Origin of the sequence: Massilia sp. UBA6681, from assembly GCF_002454935.1 — a bacterium.
In the GTDB taxonomy this organism is placed as follows: domain Bacteria; phylum Pseudomonadota; class Gammaproteobacteria; order Burkholderiales; family Burkholderiaceae_D; genus Telluria; species Telluria varians.
Map to the genome: position 1 here is coordinate 1 of NZ_DKJX01000054.1, position 19,534 is coordinate 19,534.

Genomic DNA, 19,534 nt, shown 5'->3' on the forward strand with positions numbered 1-19,534 from the left:
GATGCTCGAAGCCAGCGACGGCGCCCTGGTAGCGCGCGGGCGCCTGGTCGAAGCCCTCGGCGGCCAGCTGGCCAGCCCCGGCCCTTCGGAAACCGGGGTGCGCATCGGCGTCACCTTCGTGTCGAAAGACGGCAGCTACTGCCGCAGCTTCGTGGTCGACACCACGGCCGGCCTGGCCTGCCGCGGCAACGGGCGCTGGACCATTCCGGTGCTGGCCCAGCCGCAGCCGGGCACCGCCTGGCTCGACGGCAGCACCCTGCCGCCGTCGGTACAGGCCGCCATCGACGCCCGCATCGTCGGCGCCACCCTCGATTCGGCGGCCGAACGCGCGGCCCAGCAGCGTGGCTGGACACCCTGACCCTTTATCCGATGCCTTCCACCGTTCTCGAAAACTGCCCCGGAAACAGGACTTTATATACATGGGGGTGGTTTTCAGGTATCGTGTAGCCCGCTAAAGTGCCTCTACGTCCGCCCAGTCCAGGCTTGTTGCCTGGGCGCTTCGCGGCCCATGCGTGCCGGTTTGCCGGCCCGCCGTCCCTCTGGAAGCTACCCGCGCGGGCCGATTTGTGCCCGCAGGCGCAGCCGTAGAGCTAACGAAATACTGTCCAACAAGAATATGTCTGATATCCAGAATACTCCCGTGAGCGCCGATTCCGACGACATCACCCTGGCCGCACCGGTCGAGCAGGTCAAGGCGGACGAAGCGCCGACCGTGCGCTTCACCGACCTCGGCCTGGCGCCGGAAATCCTGCGCGCGCTGACCGACCAGGGCTACGAGCATCCGACCCCGATCCAGGCCAAGGCGATCCCGCTGGTGCTGCAGGGCCGCGACGTCATGGGCGCCGCCCAGACCGGCACGGGCAAGACCGCCGGCTTCTCGCTGCCGATCATCCAGCACCTGCTGGCGCATGCCAACAGCAGCATGTCGCCGGCGCGTCACCCGGTGCGCGCCCTGGTCCTGACCCCGACCCGCGAACTGGCGGTGCAGGTGGCCGACAACGTCAAGGCCTACGCCAAGCACACCCCGCTGCGTTCCACCGTCGTGTTCGGCGGCATGGACATGAAGGGCCAGACCACCATCCTGAAGGGCGGCGTCGAGATCGTCATCGCCACCCCGGGCCGCCTGCTCGACCATATCGAGCAGAAGAACATCAGCCTGGGCCAGGTGCAGATGCTGGTGATGGACGAAGCCGACCGCATGCTCGACATGGGCTTCCTGCCCGACCTGCAGCGCATCATCAACCTGCTGCCGAAGCAGCGCCAGAACCTGATGTTCTCGGCCACCTTCTCGCCGGAGATCAAGAAGCTGGCCAACAGCTTCCTGAACAGTCCGGTGCTGATCGAAGTGGCGCGCAGCAACGCCACTGCCGACAAGGTCACGCAGATCGTCTACAAGGTCGACGAGGAGCTCAAGCGCGACGTGGTCGAGCACATCATCCGCGAGCGCAAGCTGAAGCAGGTGATCGTGTTCTCGAACACCAAGATCGGCGCCTCGCGCCTGTCGCGCCACCTCGAGCAGAAAGGCATCAAGGCCTCGGCGATCCACGGCGACAAGACCCAGCAGGAGCGCATGGCCGCCCTCGACGCCTTCAAGGCGGGCACGGTGGAAGTGCTGGTGGCGACCGACGTGGCCGCGCGCGGCCTCGACATCTCGGACCTGCCCTGCGTGATCAACTACGACCTGCCGTACAACGCCGAGGACTACGTGCACCGCATCGGCCGTACCGGCCGCGCCGGCGCCTCGGGCGACGCGCTGTCGGTGTACTCGGACAAGGACGAGCGCCTGCTGCTTGACATCGAGAAGCTGATCAAGCAGACCGTCCCGCGCGGCGAGCTGCCGGGCTTCGTGGCGCCGTCGAGCCGTTCGCGCGACAGCGGACGCCCAGAATTCGCCCGCGACGGCGAACGCCGTGGACGCCGCGACGAAGGCGCCCCGCGTGGCGGCGAGCGCGGCGAACGTCCGTCGCGCAGCAGCGGCTACAGCCCGACGCCGCGCCGCGAGAAGGTCGATCCGTGGTTCCTCAAGCCCTACGAGCCGTCCAGCGCGGCACGCAGGGAAGTCGTGACGCCGGCGCCGCAAGCCAAGCCGGGCAAGCAGAAGCTGGCTTTCCTGCTGGGCGGTGGGCCACGTAGCAATTGATTTTCGTAGGGTGGACGGGTTTCCCGTCCGCGCGTTCAACTCCATGATAATTTGCCACTGCGCTTGCACTGGCTGAACGCGCGGACGGCGGAGCCGTCCACCCTACGAATAGCGAGTTCAGGCGGCCCGGCGCGCCCGCAGCGCCGCATGCACCCGGTCCAGCAGGTCCTGGTGCTGGTAGGGCTTGGCCAGCACGTCCAGTGACTTGTCGCGCGCCCCGCGCGCCGGCAGTTCGTCCATGTAGCCGGTGGTCACCAGCACCGGCATCGACGGCTTGCTGGCATGCACCTGCTCGATCAGCTGCAGCCCGTTCATCCCGCCCGGCATGATCACGTCGGTGAACAGCAAATCCACCTTTTCCGTTTCGAGCAGCTCGAGCGCGCGCTCGCCGCTCGGCGCCGACAGCACGTCGTAGTCGGCCGCCGCCAGCATGGCTTCGGCCAGCTCGCGCACGTCCTCGTTGTCTTCCACCACCAGGATGCGGCACTTGCGCCCCGCTTCGTGCGCGTCCGTGCCGGGCTCCAGGCCGCCGTCCTCGTGCCGCGGCTGCTGCGCCACCGGGAAGATCATGCGCACCTGGGTGCCGCGTCCAGGTTCGCTGTCGATGTCGAGCCGGCCCTGCGACTGCTGCACGAAGCCGTGCACCATCGCCAGGCCCAGGCCCGTGCCCAGGCCCTTGGTGGTGAAGAAGGGCTCGGTGGCGCGCTTGAGCACGTCCGGCGGCATGCCTTCGCCCCCGTCCTGGATGGAGATGGCGACGTACTCGCCCGGCGGCAGCCGGTTGGCGAGGCGCCGTGCTTCCTCGACCACCGCCGTGCCCACCGTGACCACGCCGCCTTGCGGCATGGCGTCGCGCGCATTGATGACGACGTTGAGCAGCGCCATTTCCAGGTAGGTCGGGTCGATCGAGCAGGACGGCAGGCCGGGGCGCAGGTCGAGGCGCAATTCGACCTTGTCGCCAAGCGTGCGCACCAGCATGTCGGAAAAATCGACCACCAGCGCGTTCAGGCTGACGCGCTTGTGCTCGAGGCGCTGCTTGCGCGCAAAGCTCAGCAGTTGCTGGGTGAGTTTGCCGGCCTGCAGGGTGGCGCGCTGGGCACGCCGGATCGGCTCGGCCGCCGCGGGGGTCTTCCCGGCGCTCAGGAGCGCCAGTTCGAGGTTGCCGTTGATGACCTGCAGCAGGTTGTTGAAGTCGTGCGCCATCCCGGCCGACAGCTGTCCGATGGCCTCCATCTTCTGCGCCTGCAGGTTCGACTCGAGCGTGCTGCGGCGCTCGGTGACGTCCATCTGCGAGGCGAAGAAGTACAGCAGCTTGCCGTCCTGGCCGAAGATCGGGCCGATGAACAGGGCGTTCCAGAAAGGCTCGCCGTCGGCCTTGTAGTTGAGGAGGTCGACCGCCACCGCGCGCTGCTCGCGCAGGGCATTGCGCACTTCGGCGACGGTGCCGCGGTCGGTGTCGGGCCCCTGCAGGAAGCGGCAGTTGCGGCCTATCACATCCTTCTCTTCGTAGCCGGTGAGGTCGAAGAAGGCGCCGTTGGCGAACACGATCGGATTGTCGTCCTGGTTGGGATCGGTGATGATCATGGGCATGCGCGTCATCTCGACGGCGGCGAAGAAGATGTTGCTGCGCTCGTCCAGCCCGCGGCGGCCGATATAGCCGGCCTGCCAGTGATTGACGCCCGGGCCGCCGGTCGGCGTGACGGCATTGCCCTCGACCTCGCCGACGGCCTGCACGCCCACGCTCTGGCCATTCCCCTGCATGTCGAGGGGTTTCGAGAGGTGATCTTCCTTGTCCGATCCAGTTGCCATGTGTGTCCCGATGTGCGGCAACATGCCGCGCCGCCGGCAGCCGCACGCGGGCGGCCGGCTCGAGTTCACTTTAGCGGGGCAGGGGATGGTATTCCGTACGTGACCGCACACAGCACCGGCAACAAGGCACCGGTCTGCGCCAGATCAACGCGCGGCCTGGGCCTGCTTGGTGCCGTCGGTGATGATGATGTCGCCGATGCCGATGCCGAGCTTGCGCGAATCGCCGGGGTGGCCGCGCTCCTCCGGCGACACCGGCTGCGGCACCTCGATGACCAGGGTGCGGGCGGCGCCGTCGGTGTCGAAATGCAGGCCGATTTCCTGCTGGTGCCAGCCGACCTTGAATTCCCGGGTCTGGCCGCCGAGGTGCATCTTGAACGGCATGTTGGCGTTGACGTCGTAGGCGCGCGCCGTCAGCACCACGCCGGCGCGGCGCGGCAGCGGCTGCGCGAACTCGATCACCACCCGTTTCGCATCCGACCAGCGGCCCCAGGTTCGAGGTGCGACAGGCCTTCGACGCCGGTCACCACGCGCGGATCCGGCGGGAGCGACAGTTTCACATGGCTGAGCTTCGGCTCGGGCTCGGGCAGGCGCAGCACCGTGTACCAGGGCGTGCGCAGGACGGTGGTGGCGATGTTGTCCGGCACCTGGTACTCGCCCAGCAGCAGCATCCACTTTTTGTTCAACGGCAACTGGTATTCGGCGACCGGGCCGAAGTCGATCACCATGGTCGTGGTGTCCGGGTGGTCGATATGGAATTGCGCGCGCAGCATCATGCTCAGGTCGACGCCCGCCACCACCACCTGGCTGCGCTCGGCCGGCGGCACGTGCTCGTACACCCATTTGGCCGCCAGGTCGGTCTTGCTCGGCGGGCGCAGGTTCTCGAAGTGATTGTGGATGGCCCGGTTGCTGGCCGCATAGCTTGCCGGCAGGACGAGGCAGAGGAACAGCAGCGGCGCCGCGCGCAGGCGCATCGCCCAGGCGAGCAGCACGAGCAACTGCAGTCCGACGAGGATGCGCAGGGCCTTGTCCGTCACGTTGAGGCGATGGATGTCCGGGCCGTCCACCACGTTCGTCGTATAGCCCTGCAGCATGAACAGCGCCGCGGCCAGGGTCGCCCCCAGCGCAACGACCAGCGTCCAGCGCAGCCAGGGACGCTCGCGCCCTTCCGGCAGCCGTGCTTCCCGGGGCAGCGCCGCCGCGGCCACGACGAGCAGCAGCGGGAACACGAAGCTGTAGTAGCGCAGGTGCAGGCGCAGGCCTTCGCGGCTGCCCTCGACGTGCAGGCCGGCGGTATACATGACCGTCAGGCCGGCGGCGGCGCCGAGCATGAGCAGGATGTACAGGTACAGCAGGCGCCGCTTGGCGTCTTCCCGGTCGGGGACGGCGCCTGCGGCACGCGGACGCGCGACCTGCGTGGCCAGGGCGTAGGCCAGCATGGCCAGCGGCAGGCCGTAGACCAGGGCCAGCGTCATCAGGTGGCCGCGCGCGCTGACCAGGGCCGCCCCCAGCAAGGTCAAGCCGTCGGTGCCCAGCCTGGTCGACTCGTAGAAGGCGCCAAATATGCTGAGACCGGCGTCGCCGGCGAGCAGCCAGCCGAGGCTGAACTTGACGGCGAAGGTGCACAGGGTGGCCGCGGCCGCCATGGCGATGCCGCGCAGGAACCAGGGGCCGCCACGGAGCCAGCTGGCCGCCAGCAGGAAGGGAACCAGGGCCGGCAACAGGAACACCGCATGCACCTTGACCAGGCTCATCAGGCCGAGCACGGCGCCGCTCGCCAGCGCATGCGCGCCTGGCCGCCAGTCGCTGCCCTTCAGCGCCACCCAGCTCAGCACGCAGAAGCCGAAGTAGTACATCGATTCCGGCATGAAGTAGACGGTGAAGGAATTCAGCGGCGCGAGGGCGCTCAGCACCGCGACGCCGGCGGCCGCCGGAGCGCTCGTGTAGCGGCGCGCGATCAGCTAGATGAAAGGCGCGGCGCCCACGAAGAAGGCGAGGTTGCCGATCCGGGCGCAGTCGAGGAAGCCGTCGCCGCAGGCGCTGCTGGCGCCGAACAGCCATAGATACAGATACGAGGGCAGCATCGAATCCGCCAGCGGCATCAGGCGCGCGAACTTGCTGTAATACCATTCGTCGGCGAAGACGCTCGGCTGCAGGCCGGCGTTGCGCTGGTAGAGGAGCCAGGCGATGCCGGCCAGGGCGAAGCTCAGGGCCAGGGGCCAGACAAGGCGTTTTGTTCGGGTATCGTGTGGAGTCATGGTCTCGTTTCAATGCGCATGCGCGTCAGCGAAATCCCCAGCAGGCGCGTATCCGTCGAATTTCCCAGCTCGCTAGGCCGCTGCGGCTGCGGCACGTCGATCGCCAGGGTCTGCTGGCGCCCGTCGGTATCCAGGTCGAGCACGACTTCGCGGGCTTCCCAGGGCAGGCGGAATTCAAGCGCGGCGTCCCCCACGCGCAGCACGAAGGGCGCGTTGATGTTGGCGCCGAAGGCGCCCGCGCTCAAGACCACCGTCAGGCGCGCCGGCAGGGGGCGGTCGAAACGCAGCTCGACGCGCTTGCCGTCCGACCAGCGGCCCCAGGCTTCCACATTCGACAGGCCGTCGGCCCCCACCACCAGCTGGCCGGGGCCGGGCGGCACATTGAAGGCGTACTCGCCTACCAGGCTGCGCTCGGGACGCGGCAGCTTGACGATCGTGAAGGCCTCGTTGGCGACCGCCGGCACCATCCCTTCCGGCAGCGGATGGCGGCCCACCGCGACCAGCCAGCGGGTCTGCGAGCCGATGCGATAGGCCTCGATCGGGCTGCCGTCGGGCATGTTGAGCAGGGTCATCTCGGGGTAGTCGATGTGGAACTGGGTGCGGAACAGGTCGGCGCCGTTGGCGACGATCATGGTCGCGCCGCGCTCCTCCAGCGGAATCAGCGCGCGCGCGGCCATGCCGGCGCGGTCGGCAGCCCCTGCCTGCTGGCGGTGGCCGAGGTAGGTGCCGATTTGCACATCGGTGACGTACAAGGCCAGCGGCAGCGCCAGCAATATGAAGCCCCAGGCCGCGGCGCGCCGGTAGCGTAGCCACAGGACCAGCAGCAGGGCCTGTACGATGAACAGCGCACCGACCGTCCAGTCACGCAGCAGCAGCGCCGTGTACTCGGGACTATCGGTGATACGCGGGTCGAAGCCGGACATGCGGAACCAGGCCAGTGCCAGCAGCAAACCCAGCAGCAGTGCGATCAGGGCCGGCGCCAGCAGCTGGCCGGAACCGGCTGGGCGAGTCGCCGCGGCGCCCGCCAACAGCAGCAGGGGCAGGACGAAGCTGTAGTAACGCGAATGGAGGCGTATGACTTCGGTCGGTCCCTCGTGGGCGATCGAGGCCGTGTACAGGACGGCCAGGCCGAGCGCCGAGCCGAGTGCGAGCACGGTGAAGACGACCAGCGGGCCGCGCGGATTGTCGGCGCGCCAGGTGTCGCGGCTGAACAGGGCGTGCAGCAGCGCCGCCAGCGGGATGGCCAGCAGCGCCGTCAAGGCCATCGCATGGCCGCGTGCGCTGACCGTGATCGGGTGCAGGCGCGACAGCAGGCTGTGCTGGGAGTAGGAGCTGGCGCCGGCGCCATAGAAGGCGCCGAACAGGGTCAGGCCGGCCTCGCCGGCCAGCAGCCAGCCGAGCAGCAGTTTCACCACCACGGCGGTGACGAGGGCCAGCGCCGCCGCGCCCAGGCCGCGTGCGATCCAGGCGCCGTCCTTGTCACCCCCAGCGCGCACACGGCTGGCGTACACGAGGTAGAGGCACAGCGCCGGCAGCAGGAAGATGGCGTGCACCTTCACCAGGCTCATCAGGCCCAGCACGAGGCCGGCAAGCAGCGCATGCAGCCACGGGCGCCAGGCCAGGCCGCACAGCGCGACCCAGGCCAGCACCGCGAAGCCGAAGAAGTACATCGACTCCGGCATGAAGAAGCTGGTGTACAGGTTCAGCGGCAGCAGCAGGGACAGCAGGGCGATGGCGCAGGCCAGCGGCGCCGGCATCACGCGCCGCGCGACCAGGTAGAGGAAGGGGGCGGCGCCGATGTGGAACAAAGCGTTGCCGATGCGGGCGCAGTCGAGGAAGCCGGGGCCGCAGCTGCTGCTGGCGCCGAACACCAGCAGGTAGAGCCAGGAAGGCAGCGTGGCGTCGGACAGCGGCATCAGGCGCGCCATCTTGCTGTAGTACCACTCGTCGGCGAAGACGCCGGGCGACAGGCCGAGCGTGCGCTGCAGCAGGTACCAGCCCACCAGCGCCATGCCGGCAGCCAGGACCAGGGAGGGTATGCGCGTGTTCCGGTTGCTTGCCGTGGTATTCACTTGAAGATCCAGTATTTGCCGAGCAGGAAGCCGTTCACCGCCACCAGCGGCAGCGACAGGAGCTTGCCGAGCAGGGGATTGCCCGCCAGCGCCTGGGCCAGGGCCACGCAGCCCAGTGTCAGCCCGTAGTTCACGGCGACCAGGCACAGGTAGCGCGCGAAGCGCGCCGGATTGGCCGAGGCGTTGAAGGTGACGCCCGAGTGGAAGGCGAAGTTGACCAGCAGGCCGGCCGCGAAGCCGGCGCTGGCGGCGGCGGTGTGATGGAAGCCTGCGCCCAGCAGCAGCTGCATCAGGCCGATGTCGACCAGCGCGCACAGCACGCCGCCGGTGACGTAGACGGCGAACTGGCGCGAGGCCAGTTTCGAAGCGATCTTGGCCGGACTCATGGGGTGCTGCGGTACAGGGTCTTCTTGTGCAGCGGCCGGCGCGGCACCGAGGCGACGTCGTGCGCGATGAAGGCGAGGATCAGCTGCACGCCCATGATCACCGGCAGCGCGGCCAGCATCACGGTGCCGGCCGGCGTCGCGACGCCATCCTGGGCCGAGGCGATCCAGTGCGTCAGGCCGTAGATGATGCCGAACAGGGTCAGCAGGATCCCGAGCGGCAGCTCGATCGAGGCCACCGACATGTTGCGCAGGTAGTAGTTGTAGAAGATGCGCTTGCCGAAGTTGCGCACATGCTTGGTGAAGAATTCGGTGACGACCCGCGAGATTTTGAGGTTGCTGACCTCGTCGCCGTAGACGGCGTCCATCGGCACGTCGGCCACCACCGCGCCCAGGATGTTCAGGCGGAACAGCATGTCCGACTCGAAGAAGTAGCGCTTGCTGATCTTGTCGAAAGGGAGGAAGCGCGCGCAGTCGGCGTGGATCGCGGTGTAGCCGTTGGTCGGGTCGAACAGGTCCCAGTAGCCCGAGGACAGCTTGGTCATCAGGGACAGGGCCGCGTTGCCGAACAGGCGCATCGGCGGCATCGCGCCCAGGCGTTCCAGGTTGAAGAAGCGGTTGCCCTTGGTGTAGTCGGCCTCGCCCGCCAGGATCGGCGCGATGAAGTTCGGGATCAGGGCGCCGTCCATCTGGCCGTCGCCATCGATCTTGACCATCACCTTGGCGCCGTCGGCGATGGCGGCGCGGTAGCCGGTCATGACGGCGCCGCCCACGCCCTGGTTCTCGGCGTGTTCCAGCACTACCACGCGCGGGTCGCGGCAGTGTTCGCGGACAAAGGCGCCGCTGCCGTCCGGGCACTTGTCGTCCACCACGTAGATGCGGCTGACTTCAAGCCCGATGCCTTCGATCACGCCCAGGATGTGGCGCGTGACCTTGTAGCTGGGGATCACGACCGCGACCGCGTCGGGCACGCCGATCGGCGCAATGGCCTGCGCGGTGGCGGGAGAAAGCTTCGTGCTGCTGGCGTCAATAGCGTTCATGGCTTGCTGGGGTGTTGGCGTACGCTGATCTCGCGCAGGAAGAAGGCGAGGAGGCGCGGGTCGCCCGGACCGGGGGAGGTGGGCGAGGCATGTTCGAGTTCGATGTCGAGGGTGGCGGCGCGCGCCTGTTCGGGCAGCGCCAGCGGGCCGGCCTGGTCGAGCGCATGCCAGCCGAGGTCCTGGCCGTTCACGATGATGCGGGTCTGGCGGTTTGGCGCCAGGTAGTTGCCGGCGATGAGCAGGGCCTGGACGGCGGCGCCGTCGACCTTCACGCGCAGGCGCGAGCGCGCGCCCAGCGACCAGGCGCCGTCCCAGCCGGGGCCGTTCGCTTCCAGGTTGCTCCAGCCCGACACCAGGGCTACGGCCTCGCCGGCGCGCAGCGCGTCGAACCCGAAGCTGCGCTGGACGTAGCCCCCTGCGACACAGCGCAGCGGCCCGTCGATGTAGCGCCAGCCGCGCGTGCTCGCCACCTGCGGCAGGTCGGGCGCCAGGCTGGCGCCGCGGCCGCACAGCTGCTCGTCCAGGTGGGCATTGGACGCATGCACCAGGGTTTTCAGCTCCCTGCCGTCGGCGCCGCGCAGCACGTAGACCTTGTCGGTCTGGATGTAGTTGTCGTGGTGGCCGGCGCGCTCGGCGAAGATCTCGGGCTCCGGATGGTAAAGCTGCGGGGCGCGCGCCAGGACCAGCTCGGCGGTGGGGCTGAAGTGGACGTAGTCGTATTCGGATGCGTGGTCCACCGCCGCCGCCTGGCCGGCCGCCAGCAGCACCAGGGCCAGCTGCGGCCAGCGCGGCAGGCGGCGCAGCAGCACCAGCAGCGCGAAGACCAGCGGCATCGCGGCCCAGAAGGCGTAGCGCATGGGGCCCACGGCGCCCGAGTTCCAGTTCAGCACGGCTAGCGCAGGCAGGGCCAGCGCCAGCGTGAGCAGCGCACTCAGTAGCAGCACCCCGCGCGCGCGGCCATCCATGCGCGGCAGCAGCAGGAGCAGGAGCAGCAGGAGGGCGGGAACGCCGACGATCATGCCCTGGTTCAGGTCGAAGTAGAAGGACAGCAGGCGCGTCGCGCCGACCAGGCCCGGGTCGGAGAACAGCTTGGCGATGATGTTGGGAACGCCGAACTGCCACAGGTTGAACAGTGGCGGCAGCGCGAACACCGCCATGCCGCCAGCCAGGCCGAGGATGTTGCTGCGGGTGAGCTGGGCGCGCAGGTTGGCCCGCAGTCCTGCCAATCCGCCGAGCTGGCGCTCATACTCGAGCCAGAGCTTGAACAGGGGCGCGAACACGAAGAAGAACAGGATGGTCGGATTCTGCTGCCCGGCCAGCCCGGCCAGCACGCTGCCGGCCAGCGGGGCGCCGCTGGTATAGAACAGCAGGCCGGCCAGCAGCAGGGCCGCGCTCACGCATTCCGGGCTGGTCCAGTGCAGGTAGAGGGCGCCGCCGCACAGCATGAACAGTCCCAGGCCGAGCCAGGCCTTGGGCTCGGACCCGAAGAAGCGGCGCAGCGCCAGTCCCAGCACGAAGACGGCCGCCAGGTTGACCGCCTGGAATGCCTTGAAGGGCTGCATGCCGAGCGCCTCGAACAGCTTGAAGGGAGCGGCCGCCAGCAGTGAATAGCCGAAGTAGTGGACCGGGAACACGTCGCCATCGCGTCCGCGCACGAAGGCCGCGTACAGCTGCTGGTCGCCCGCGCGCATGCCGCGCTCGAGCAGGTCGAAGGGTTCCGCGAACATGCCGGGCAGCAGGGTGCGCACGCGGGCGATGTCTTCCAGACGGATGTCGGGCGAGCCATGGTCGGCGATCGCCACGGTGGCGACCGTGTACTCGACCACGTCACCGCCGTAGTAGGGCTCGTACATCCAGAGCAGGCCGCACAGGCTGAGTGCGACCAGCAGCGGGAAGCGCAAGCGCTCAAGCACGGCCGTTATCCGTGCCGGGCAGCACGCGGTACCACTGCTGGCGTACCAGGCCGTCGAGCACCTGCCGGGCGCTCTGGTCCCAGGTCAGCCAGGGCATGCCGGTCGACTGCGGCGCCTTGCCCTCGCGCTGCAAGAGCAGCCACGCCTGGATCGCGTCGGCCAGGTCTTGCGGCGCCAGGCCGTCGAAGTAATAGGCATGCTCGCCCGCTACTTCGCGGAACACCGGCAGGCTGCGCGCGACGATCGGGATGCCGTGCTGGGCCGCCTCGATCAGCGGCAGGCCGAAGCCTTCGCCTTCGGACGGCGACAGCAGGGCCGAGGAGGCGGCATAAAGCTTGAGCAGCATCTCGTCCGAGATGCCGTTCATCCAGAACAGGCGCTTCGATTTTTCCGGATGCGCGGCCATGCGTTCGCACAGCTTTTCCATCATCCAGCCCTGCTTGCCGACGACGACGAGGTTGACGTCCTCGCCGCGCTCCCACAGCAGCTCGAAGGCGTCCAGCGCCTGGGTGTGGCCCTTGCGCGGCTCCACCGTGCCGACCATGATGAAGCTGGGGCGCTGCGCCAGCGCGTCCAGCACCTGCGCGGCGTCCGGCGGCAGGCCGAAGCTGGGCGCGCTGGCATCGATGTCGGCGCCCAGGTGGAAGTGGCCGAGCTTCAAGGGCGTGCGGCGGCTCAATCCCTGGCGTTCGATCCAGCCGGCCAGTTCGTCGGCGACGGCGCGCGAGATGCATAGCACGCCGTCCGAGACCTTGTGCACGGTTCGCAGGAATTCGCCGAAGTACTGCTCGGTGCCGAAGGGGAAGACGTCCGGGCGCAGCATCGGCAGGATGTCGAACACGACGAAATAGACCCCGACGCCGCGGTCGCGCATCGACAGGAGCAGCTTTTCGTTCTGGGAGGTGCCGGTGGTGAACAGGTCGAGGCCGAAGAAGATGTCTCCCGGACGCAGGTCGACCGGCGCGTCTTCCAGCGCCAGCTCGGTTTCGCCCACCAGTCCCAGGCCGAAGCGGCGAGCGTACTGGTAGCTGCGGTTGCCGCCGTGCGAGTACACCGGTTCGATGCGCCAGCCCGGCGGCGGATCCGCGATCATGGCAAGCAGCACGCTGCGCACCACACGCTGGATGCCGGTCTTCAAGTCGGACTGCACCATGGCGGAGACGTCGACCAGCAACTGGCGCGGCGGCAGCCCGGGGCGGTTGAAGGCGATGGCCGCCGCCAGCTGTTCCAGTTCCTGCGTGGGACACAAGGGAGCGACCGAGTGGATCAGGCGCCGGTAGGCGGCGGCTTCGCCGCGGCGTGCGAAGTCTTCGATGGCATCGTGGTACAGGGCGCCGACACGTGCGGGGGCATGGTATTCGTCCAGGTGCGCACGCGCCCGTGCCGACAGGGTCGCCCGCAGCGTCTCGTCACGGCGCAGGCGGGCAAGGGCGTCCGCCAGGGCGTCGACCGCGACCTCGTCGGGCAGCTTGACCAACAGCGCGTCGGGCAGGGACGCCGTGGAGCCATGCGCGTTCACGATCGTCGGAATACCGTACAGCAGGCAGTCGAGCACCGAGGCCGAGGTCTCGCCGCGCGTGGAGGTGCGCAGCTGCACCGCCGCATCGCAGGCGGCCAGGTGGTCCGCATAGCTGGCGCCGTCGACGAAGCCGGTAATGGCGATGCGTCCCGCGGCCGGGCTGGCGGCAATCTTCGCCAGCAAGTCCTCGCCATATGGCCCCGAATCGTTCTCGCCGACGAACAGCAGGCGGCAGTCCGGATCGGCGGCCAGGGGGGAGGCCAGGAAGGCGTCGAGCAGTTCCGCATTCAACTTGGTGCGGCCGAGCATGCCGAAGCTGCAGACCACGAACTCGTTCGGACCCAGGCCCAGGCGGGTCCGGGCGGCGGCGCGAGTGACCGCCTGTTCACCTGTGGGACGGCCGCGCAGCAGCGGGATGGTGCGCCAGGCGTCAGCGGCGCCTTTCCCATACCAGCGCTCTGCAAGCTCGCGCGAAAAGTCGGCGTGAACGACGACACCGGCCGCATGGTCGAGCACACCTTTGTTGAGCGGGTATTTCCAGATCGAGGGATTGCGCCCGTCGCGCCGATGGTCGAGCATGCCGGTGTAGCCATGCGATTCGTACAGCGCGTGCAGGAATCCCTTGTCTAGATATTCCTCGCGCTCCAGGTTGTCGAGCACGCCCGACAGATAGAAGTCATGCAGCACCACGACGCCCGGGACGTCGCGCACGAGCTCGAACATATGCTTGTGCGCATGCGAATTGCCGAAGTGGTACACCACGCGGTCGACTTCGTGCGCGTGCGCGCGCAGCCAGCTGGCATCGCGCAGGGGCAGGCCATCGAGGCGTGGGTCGGTCACGGCTTCCTGTTCCACCACCAGTTCGATGTCGTAGTAGCGAGCTAGCTCGGGCACCAGTTCGGCACTGTAGTCGGCGATGCCCGAGCGTTCCGGGGGCAGCGGCGAGACATAAGCCAACCTGGGGCGCGTGGCGGACCCGTTCGATGGCCGTTCGGCGGCGCTGGCGTCGAGCGCCGTCAGCAGCGTGGCGATGTGCACGCCGCGGCATTCGGTTTCCAGCACGGGAAATGGGGTGGCCGGGGTATCGGCGGCGCGGCCGCGGGCGACGCGCACGGGCAGCAGTACGACGTCCGGCGCCAGTCCCGCCAGGGCATGCGCGCGTGCGTGCGCGCGCAAGCGCCCGCCGGCCGGCAGGTCGAACGCACGGACGTGTTCGGGTCGCAGCAGGCCGCACGAGCGCAGGGTGTCGAGTGCGACGGGATCGAGGAGCGGCAGGGCGACACGCACCTCGCGTGCGCCGGCATGGCGGGCCAGTTCCTGAACCAGCGCCAGTGCGGCGGCGTCCACGCGGCCATGGTTTTCAAGTAGATCGATAACGATACGCATAATCTGTTCGGTAGGCTTCAAGAACCGGTATGCCGGCGGCGCGCTTGCTGCAGGTCGGCCATCACCTTGCGTACCGATGCCGGAACGCCGCGCAGTTCGTCCGGTACCGGCTTGACGCCCTCCGGCAGCGGCTCCGGCGGCACCTGCTTGATGGCGGAGAGCGAAGCCTGGACCCTCCGGTTCAGCGCGGGAAAGCGCAGCAGGAAGGGAATCAGCAGGCGCCGCAGCGTTTCGCTGCGGGTCAAGCGCGTCACGATGCGCTTGGTCCGCTCGGGCCGGCGCAGGCCATGGACGATGGCGCCGGCAATGCGCAACGGACGGGTGACTTTCCACGAGGTGCTGGCATGGGTCGCGATCACGGTCGCTTCCAGGCTCTTCGCCCAAGCCAGCAGTTTTTCCGCATTGGCCTGTTCGGCCGCGACCGCCTGTTGCAGCGCGATGATGCTGACTTCGGCATGCAGTTTTTCCTGCGCCAGGCTTTCGGCCCGTCTCCAGGCGGCGTCGAGCTGTCCCTTCAAGGAATGCGCTTCCTCCCGCTGCACTTCGAGGGCATCGGCAGTGGCGGCGGCATGGCGCTCGGTTTCACGCAAGTCATGCGTCAGCTTCCTGGACGCGGCCCAGGACTTGTCGAGGTGGTGCGAGATGTAGTCGTCGAACACGTTCGGCTGGATGCCGAAGTGCCGCGCCAGTTCGCTGTGTTCTTCTGCCACGTAGTAGCGGTTCAGGCCATCGAACCACACGAAGCGGTAGCGCTGGCCGGTCACCATGTGCTCCCAGGAGGCGTGGTTGGTCTCGCGGCTGTTCGGCAGCGTGGCCTCGATCACCAGCACCCAGGGACGCCAGCGTGCGAAATCCATCCCCTTGAGCACTTCGCCCTCGAAGCCTTCGACGTCGATCTTCAGGAAGTGGATCTGCTGGCCCTGCACGTATTCTTCGCACACCGAGGCGAGGGTCCGCACCGGCACGCTCAGCTCGACGACCTGGTGGCCTTCCGAACGGTGCAGCTCGGCCACCGCCTGGTCGGGCGAGGCCCAGCCGCGCACCTGGGGCGTATCGTACAGGGTCAGCTCGCCGTTCGCGCTGCCGGCGGCGATCGCCAGGTTGACGTCGCGCGGGCGCTGCTCGAGGAAGGCCTGGTGGAAGGAGGGCAGCGGCTCGATGCTGATGCCGCGCCAGCCGGCATCGTAGAAGGCCTTGGTGACCGAATGCTCTTCGGGATCGTTGGCGCCGACGTCGATGTAGAAGCCGTTCTCGACCTGTCCGAGCGCGCGCCACAACAGCACGTCCTCGGCGTTCTGGGAGTAGGAAATGAAACTCATGTGCTCAATGGGGAACGTTGGATATCGACGGCCGGGTCGAGCCAGGCCGAGCCCTCGAAGTGGGGGCGGCGCATGTTCATCACGGTGAACACCAGCGCCAGGTCGCGCCATTCGTAGTTGTTCACCAGGTGGGTCTCGGTGCTGACGATCGCGGTCGCCACCGAATAGGTGCCGGGGCCGAGGTTCATCGGGAAGGCGAAGCGGTAGCTCACTTCCTCCCCTGGCGCGACGTCCTCGAGCGGCAAGCCCTTCAGGTGGGTGTTGGTGCCGTACATCGGCTGGCCGAGGCGGTCCTTGATCATGTAGCCGAGTACCATGCGCGGGATCGGGGCCTTGACCTTCACCTTCACTTCCAGCGTCACGGCCGCGCCGACGTCGACCACCTCGACGCGCTCGCCCAGCTCGTCGCGCAGGGCGATGTCGCTGACCGTGGCTTCACCGGTGCCCGAGATGGTCTGGACCTTGCCGTCGCCGGTCTCGTTCAGGCGCACGGTCTCGTTCTCGCGTTCCGCGATCATGGCATTGTAATAATCCATGATCTCTTCCGGCTTGCCCTGTTTCGCCAGGCGGCCGCCGTCCAGCAGGATGGCGCGGTCGCACACCGACTGGATCGCCTGCTTGTCGTGCGACACCAGGAGCAGGGTGGTGCCCTCCTTGCGGAACTGGCGGATGCGGTCGAAGGACTTGTGCTGGAAGTAGGCGTCGCCCACCGACAGCGCTTCGTCGACGATCAGGATGTCGGGGCGCCGCGCCGTCGCGACCGAGAAGGCGACGCGCATCTGCATGCCGCTCGAGTAGACGCGTACCGGCTGGTCCATGTAGTCGCCGATGTCGGCGAAGGCCTCGATCTGCGGCATCAGCGCGCCGATCTCGTCCACCGTCATGCCCAGCAGCTGGCCGGCCATGTAGACGTTCTGGCGTCCGGTGAAATCGGGGTGGAAGCCCATGCCCAGTTCCAGCAGCGCGGCCACGCGGCCTTCCATCCAGACGCTGCCGGTGGTCGGCTGGGTGGTGCCGGTGATGAGCTTCAATAGCGTGCTCTTGCCGGCGCCGTTGATGCCGATCAGGCCCACGGCCTCGCCCGGCGAGACCTGGAAGTTGATGTCAGTGAGCACCCACTTGAGCTTGTGGCGCGGGCCGCGCAGCGGCAGCAGCCATTCGCCCAGGCGCGACCAGCGCGTCGGGTACTGCTTGTAGGCCTTGCCCAGGTTTTGAACGACGATGCTGCCCATCAGAGTTCATCCACCATTTCGCCGGAGCGCTTGCGGAACAGGCGCAGGCCCAGGATGCACAGCAGCAGGGCTAGCAGCGCGGCCGGGATCAGGCCGTTCCAGTCGGGCAGGCGGCCTTCGACCAGGATCGCCTGGTGCGCCCCCACCACGGCCGCCATCGGGTTGTAGACCAGGATCGGCCGCGCCGCTTCCGGCAGGATCGAGGCCGGGTAGACGATCGGCGTGAGCCAGAACCAGAACTGCATCGCGATGGTGACGAACTGGCCGACGTCGCGGAAGAACACGTTCAGGATGCCGCTCACCATGCCCAGGCCGATGGCCAGCAGGATCTGCAGCAACAGCACCGGGATGATGGCGAAGAACACGGCCCCCGGGAAATTGCCCGAGGCGAGGAGGTACACCAGGAACAGGCCGAAGATGACGCCGAAGTTCACCAGGGCGTTGAGCACGACGATGATCGGCAGGCAGATGCGCGGGAAGCTGATCTTCTTGAGCAGGTTGGCCTGCTCGAGGAACATGTTCTGCCCGCGCGCGACGATTTCGGCGAACAGGCCCCAGGTCAGGACGCCGGCGCACAGGTAAATGGAATAGGCGGCGCCGGAGGCGTTGCCCGGCAGCTTGGCACGCATGACCTCGGAAAAGATCACGGTGTACACGAGGATCATGGCGAGCGGGCTGAGCACCGACCAGACGGCGCCCAGCATCGCGTTCACGTATTTCGACTGGAATTCGCGCTTGACGCTGCCCAGCACGAAACCGCGGTAGGCCCACAGGCCGCGCAGCATCAGTGGAGAAATCATGGGGCGGCCCGCTCTAGCAGCGCCCCAATCGGGTACGTCAATGTGAGTTGCATAAGGAAAGGCTGAGCCGGATGAGCCGAAAATTATACTTCATCCAATCGCCAATCCATTGTTACAGATGTAACACCTTGTCTATAATCAACTCAATTTGTCATGGTTTGTCGCGTGTTCAGCTACCCAGGTTGGTAAAAATCCCGACAGCCATCTCTGCCCAGCAATACAGGAAGCCCAGGCCGATCAGCCCGGCGGCAATCAGGCGGCTTTTCGCGGTGCGGACGGTGCGCAGCGCGAAGGTAAGGACCAGGCCGCTGAGCGCCAGCAGGACGCCGGCGGCGATGAAGTCGACACCGGTCCAGTTCACCTCGGTGGTGAACTGCATGGCGACGAGCGGGATCATCAGGATGGCCGCCGTTACCAGGGCCACGGTCAGCAGGCTCTTGCCCAGGCCGGGTTTGACTCCCATGCCCTTGCCGGTCATCGTGCTCATTGTCGTCTCCTGAACAAACGTGTAATGACATGAATGTAGCACGCGACGGGAGATTCACGACCCCTGCACCAGCTTCTGCAAGGCCTCCGGCTTCACGATGATCAAGCGGTGCGCATCCTTCTGCACGATCCCCTGCTGCGCCAGCGCCGTCAGCGCCCGCGTCACGGTTTCGCGGCTGGTGTTGATCATGTTGGCGATGTCCTGGTGGGTCGGCAGGTTCTCGACCACGGCAGGAACGCCCGGTTCGTCCTGCTTGTTCTTCTGCATCAGCACCAGGTAGGTGTAGATGCGCTTGGCGGTATTGTTAATACTCAGCAGCGAACGGAATTCCGAATCGCGCTGGATCTTCTGGGCCAGGTGCTTGAGCATGTGGGTCGCCACCGAGGGAGAGTGGGCGAACAGGTGCATCGCGGTGGCTGCCGGCAGGAAGGCGACCAGCGCATCCGACATCGCCACTACCGAGGCTGAACGGGTGGAGTTGTTGATCAGGGCGATCTCGCCGAAGAAGTCGCCCGGCGCCAGCATGCGCAGGCCGATGGCGCGGCCATCCTCGGTCACGTCGATGACCTGCAGCTGGCCCGACAGCAGGAACATGAGGCCGTCCCCATGGCCGCCTTTCTGCAGCACGATGTCGCGCTTGCCGTACTGGCGGATCCGGAGGTCCTGCTTGACCCGGATGATCTCTTCGTCAGACAGTTCGGCCAGTAGTGGGATCTTGCGCAGGTGGATCTGCACCTGGCGCTCCTCGGGCGCGGCTGTGGCGTCGTTCCCAGCGGGAGCCCGGCGGACGGAAGCGGTTTTTGCGGACGCGGTCATGGTGGCTTATGAACTGTGTCTCAGAAGAAAGTGACGTAGAGTTGGGCGCTAAGGGCCGAAAAGGCGATCCCTGCTGCATTGGCCGCGATGTCGCGCCAGCAGAAGCGGCGATCCGGCACCAGCGCCTGCAGGCATTCGATCAGCCAGCCGGCCACGAGCAGGCCCAGCAGCCAGAACAGCGCCTCGGCGCGGCCCTGGGCCACGCGCAGCGCGAGCATGGCCAGCACGGCGAAGCTGGCAAAGTGCAGGAATTTGTCGTTTGGCAAAGGCGGCAGCCAACGGTTCGGCACCAGGCACCCGACGCAGACGGCCGCCGCAGCCATGCCCAGCAACACCATGTCTCCTACCACGATCAAACGGCCC

At 67.5% G+C, this 19,534-nt stretch carries 16 protein-coding genes and 1 pseudogene; 2 read left to right on the forward strand and 15 right to left on the reverse strand.

Going from position 1 to position 19,534, the window contains the following annotated elements:
* Positions 1 to 358 (forward strand): annotated as a pseudogene (locus tag B2R83_RS08540) (hypothetical protein); the annotation flags it as partial.
* 258 nt (positions 359 to 616) lie between these two features.
* A complete protein-coding gene (locus B2R83_RS08545) occupies positions 617 to 2,140 on the forward strand; it encodes a DEAD/DEAH box helicase (RefSeq protein ID WP_292040118.1) in 1,524 nt (507 codons plus the stop codon).
* A gap of 117 nt (positions 2,141 to 2,257) precedes the next feature.
* Here B2R83_RS08545 and B2R83_RS08550 read toward each other — a convergent pair whose 3' ends face one another.
* From B2R83_RS08550 to B2R83_RS08620, 15 genes are all read right to left on the reverse strand, one after another.
* Positions 2,258 to 3,949: a histidine kinase famiy protein gene (locus B2R83_RS08550; RefSeq protein WP_292040119.1), complete on the reverse strand. Its 1,692-nt coding sequence runs from the start codon at positions 3,947 to 3,949 to the stop codon at positions 2,258 to 2,260.
* 144 nt (positions 3,950 to 4,093) lie between these two features.
* Entirely contained in the window at positions 4,094 to 4,411 is a 318-nt protein-coding gene (locus B2R83_RS08555; RefSeq protein ID WP_292040121.1) for a DUF7024 domain-containing protein, read from the reverse strand.
* Positions 4,405 to 5,859, reverse strand: coding sequence for a hypothetical protein (locus tag B2R83_RS08560; protein ID WP_292040122.1), 1,455 nt, complete (start codon positions 5,857 to 5,859; stop codon positions 4,405 to 4,407). The genes B2R83_RS08555 and B2R83_RS08560 overlap by 7 nt, the downstream gene beginning before the upstream one ends.
* Positions 5,860 to 5,907: 48 nt before the next feature.
* Complete coding sequence (locus B2R83_RS08565; RefSeq protein WP_292040123.1) at positions 5,908 to 6,204, reverse strand: hypothetical protein; 297 nt, start codon at positions 6,202 to 6,204, stop codon at positions 5,908 to 5,910.
* Positions 6,201 to 8,276, reverse strand: coding sequence for a DUF7024 domain-containing protein (locus B2R83_RS08570; protein WP_292040124.1), 2,076 nt, complete (start codon positions 8,274 to 8,276; stop codon positions 6,201 to 6,203). The genes B2R83_RS08565 and B2R83_RS08570 overlap by 4 nt, the downstream gene beginning before the upstream one ends.
* Positions 8,273 to 8,662, reverse strand: a complete 390-nt coding sequence (locus B2R83_RS08575; protein WP_292040125.1) for a GtrA family protein — start codon at positions 8,660 to 8,662, stop codon at positions 8,273 to 8,275. The genes B2R83_RS08570 and B2R83_RS08575 overlap by 4 nt, the downstream gene beginning before the upstream one ends.
* Positions 8,659 to 9,699: a glycosyltransferase family 2 protein gene (locus B2R83_RS08580; protein WP_292040126.1), complete on the reverse strand. Its 1,041-nt coding sequence runs from the start codon at positions 9,697 to 9,699 to the stop codon at positions 8,659 to 8,661. The genes B2R83_RS08575 and B2R83_RS08580 overlap by 4 nt, the downstream gene beginning before the upstream one ends.
* Positions 9,696 to 11,612: a hypothetical protein gene (locus B2R83_RS08585; RefSeq protein WP_292040127.1), complete on the reverse strand. Its 1,917-nt coding sequence runs from the start codon at positions 11,610 to 11,612 to the stop codon at positions 9,696 to 9,698. The genes B2R83_RS08580 and B2R83_RS08585 overlap by 4 nt, the downstream gene beginning before the upstream one ends.
* Complete coding sequence (locus tag B2R83_RS08590) at positions 11,605 to 14,517, reverse strand: glycosyltransferase (RefSeq protein ID WP_292040128.1); 2,913 nt, start codon at positions 14,515 to 14,517, stop codon at positions 11,605 to 11,607. The genes B2R83_RS08585 and B2R83_RS08590 overlap by 8 nt, the downstream gene beginning before the upstream one ends.
* 17 nt (positions 14,518 to 14,534) lie before the next feature.
* Positions 14,535 to 15,836: an FkbM family methyltransferase gene (locus tag B2R83_RS08595; protein WP_292040129.1), complete on the reverse strand. Its 1,302-nt coding sequence runs from the start codon at positions 15,834 to 15,836 to the stop codon at positions 14,535 to 14,537.
* Complete coding sequence (locus tag B2R83_RS08600) at positions 15,833 to 17,068, reverse strand: ABC transporter ATP-binding protein (protein ID WP_292040130.1); 1,236 nt, start codon at positions 17,066 to 17,068, stop codon at positions 15,833 to 15,835. The genes B2R83_RS08595 and B2R83_RS08600 overlap by 4 nt, the downstream gene beginning before the upstream one ends.
* Positions 17,068 to 17,868: an ABC transporter permease gene (locus B2R83_RS08605; RefSeq protein WP_292040131.1), complete on the reverse strand. Its 801-nt coding sequence runs from the start codon at positions 17,866 to 17,868 to the stop codon at positions 17,068 to 17,070. Before B2R83_RS08605 ends, B2R83_RS08600 begins: the two co-directional genes overlap by 1 nt.
* Positions 17,869 to 18,037: 169 nt before the next feature.
* Positions 18,038 to 18,355: a hypothetical protein gene (locus B2R83_RS08610; RefSeq protein WP_292040132.1), complete on the reverse strand. Its 318-nt coding sequence runs from the start codon at positions 18,353 to 18,355 to the stop codon at positions 18,038 to 18,040.
* Between the two features lie 54 nt (positions 18,356 to 18,409).
* Entirely contained in the window at positions 18,410 to 19,090 is a 681-nt protein-coding gene (locus tag B2R83_RS08615) for a Crp/Fnr family transcriptional regulator (protein ID WP_292040133.1), read from the reverse strand.
* 101 nt (positions 19,091 to 19,191) lie between these two features.
* On the reverse strand, positions 19,192 to 19,509 hold the full coding sequence (locus B2R83_RS08620; RefSeq protein ID WP_292040135.1) for a VanZ family protein: 318 nt from the start codon (positions 19,507 to 19,509) through the stop codon (positions 19,192 to 19,194).
* Positions 19,510 to 19,534 lie beyond the last annotated feature (25 nt).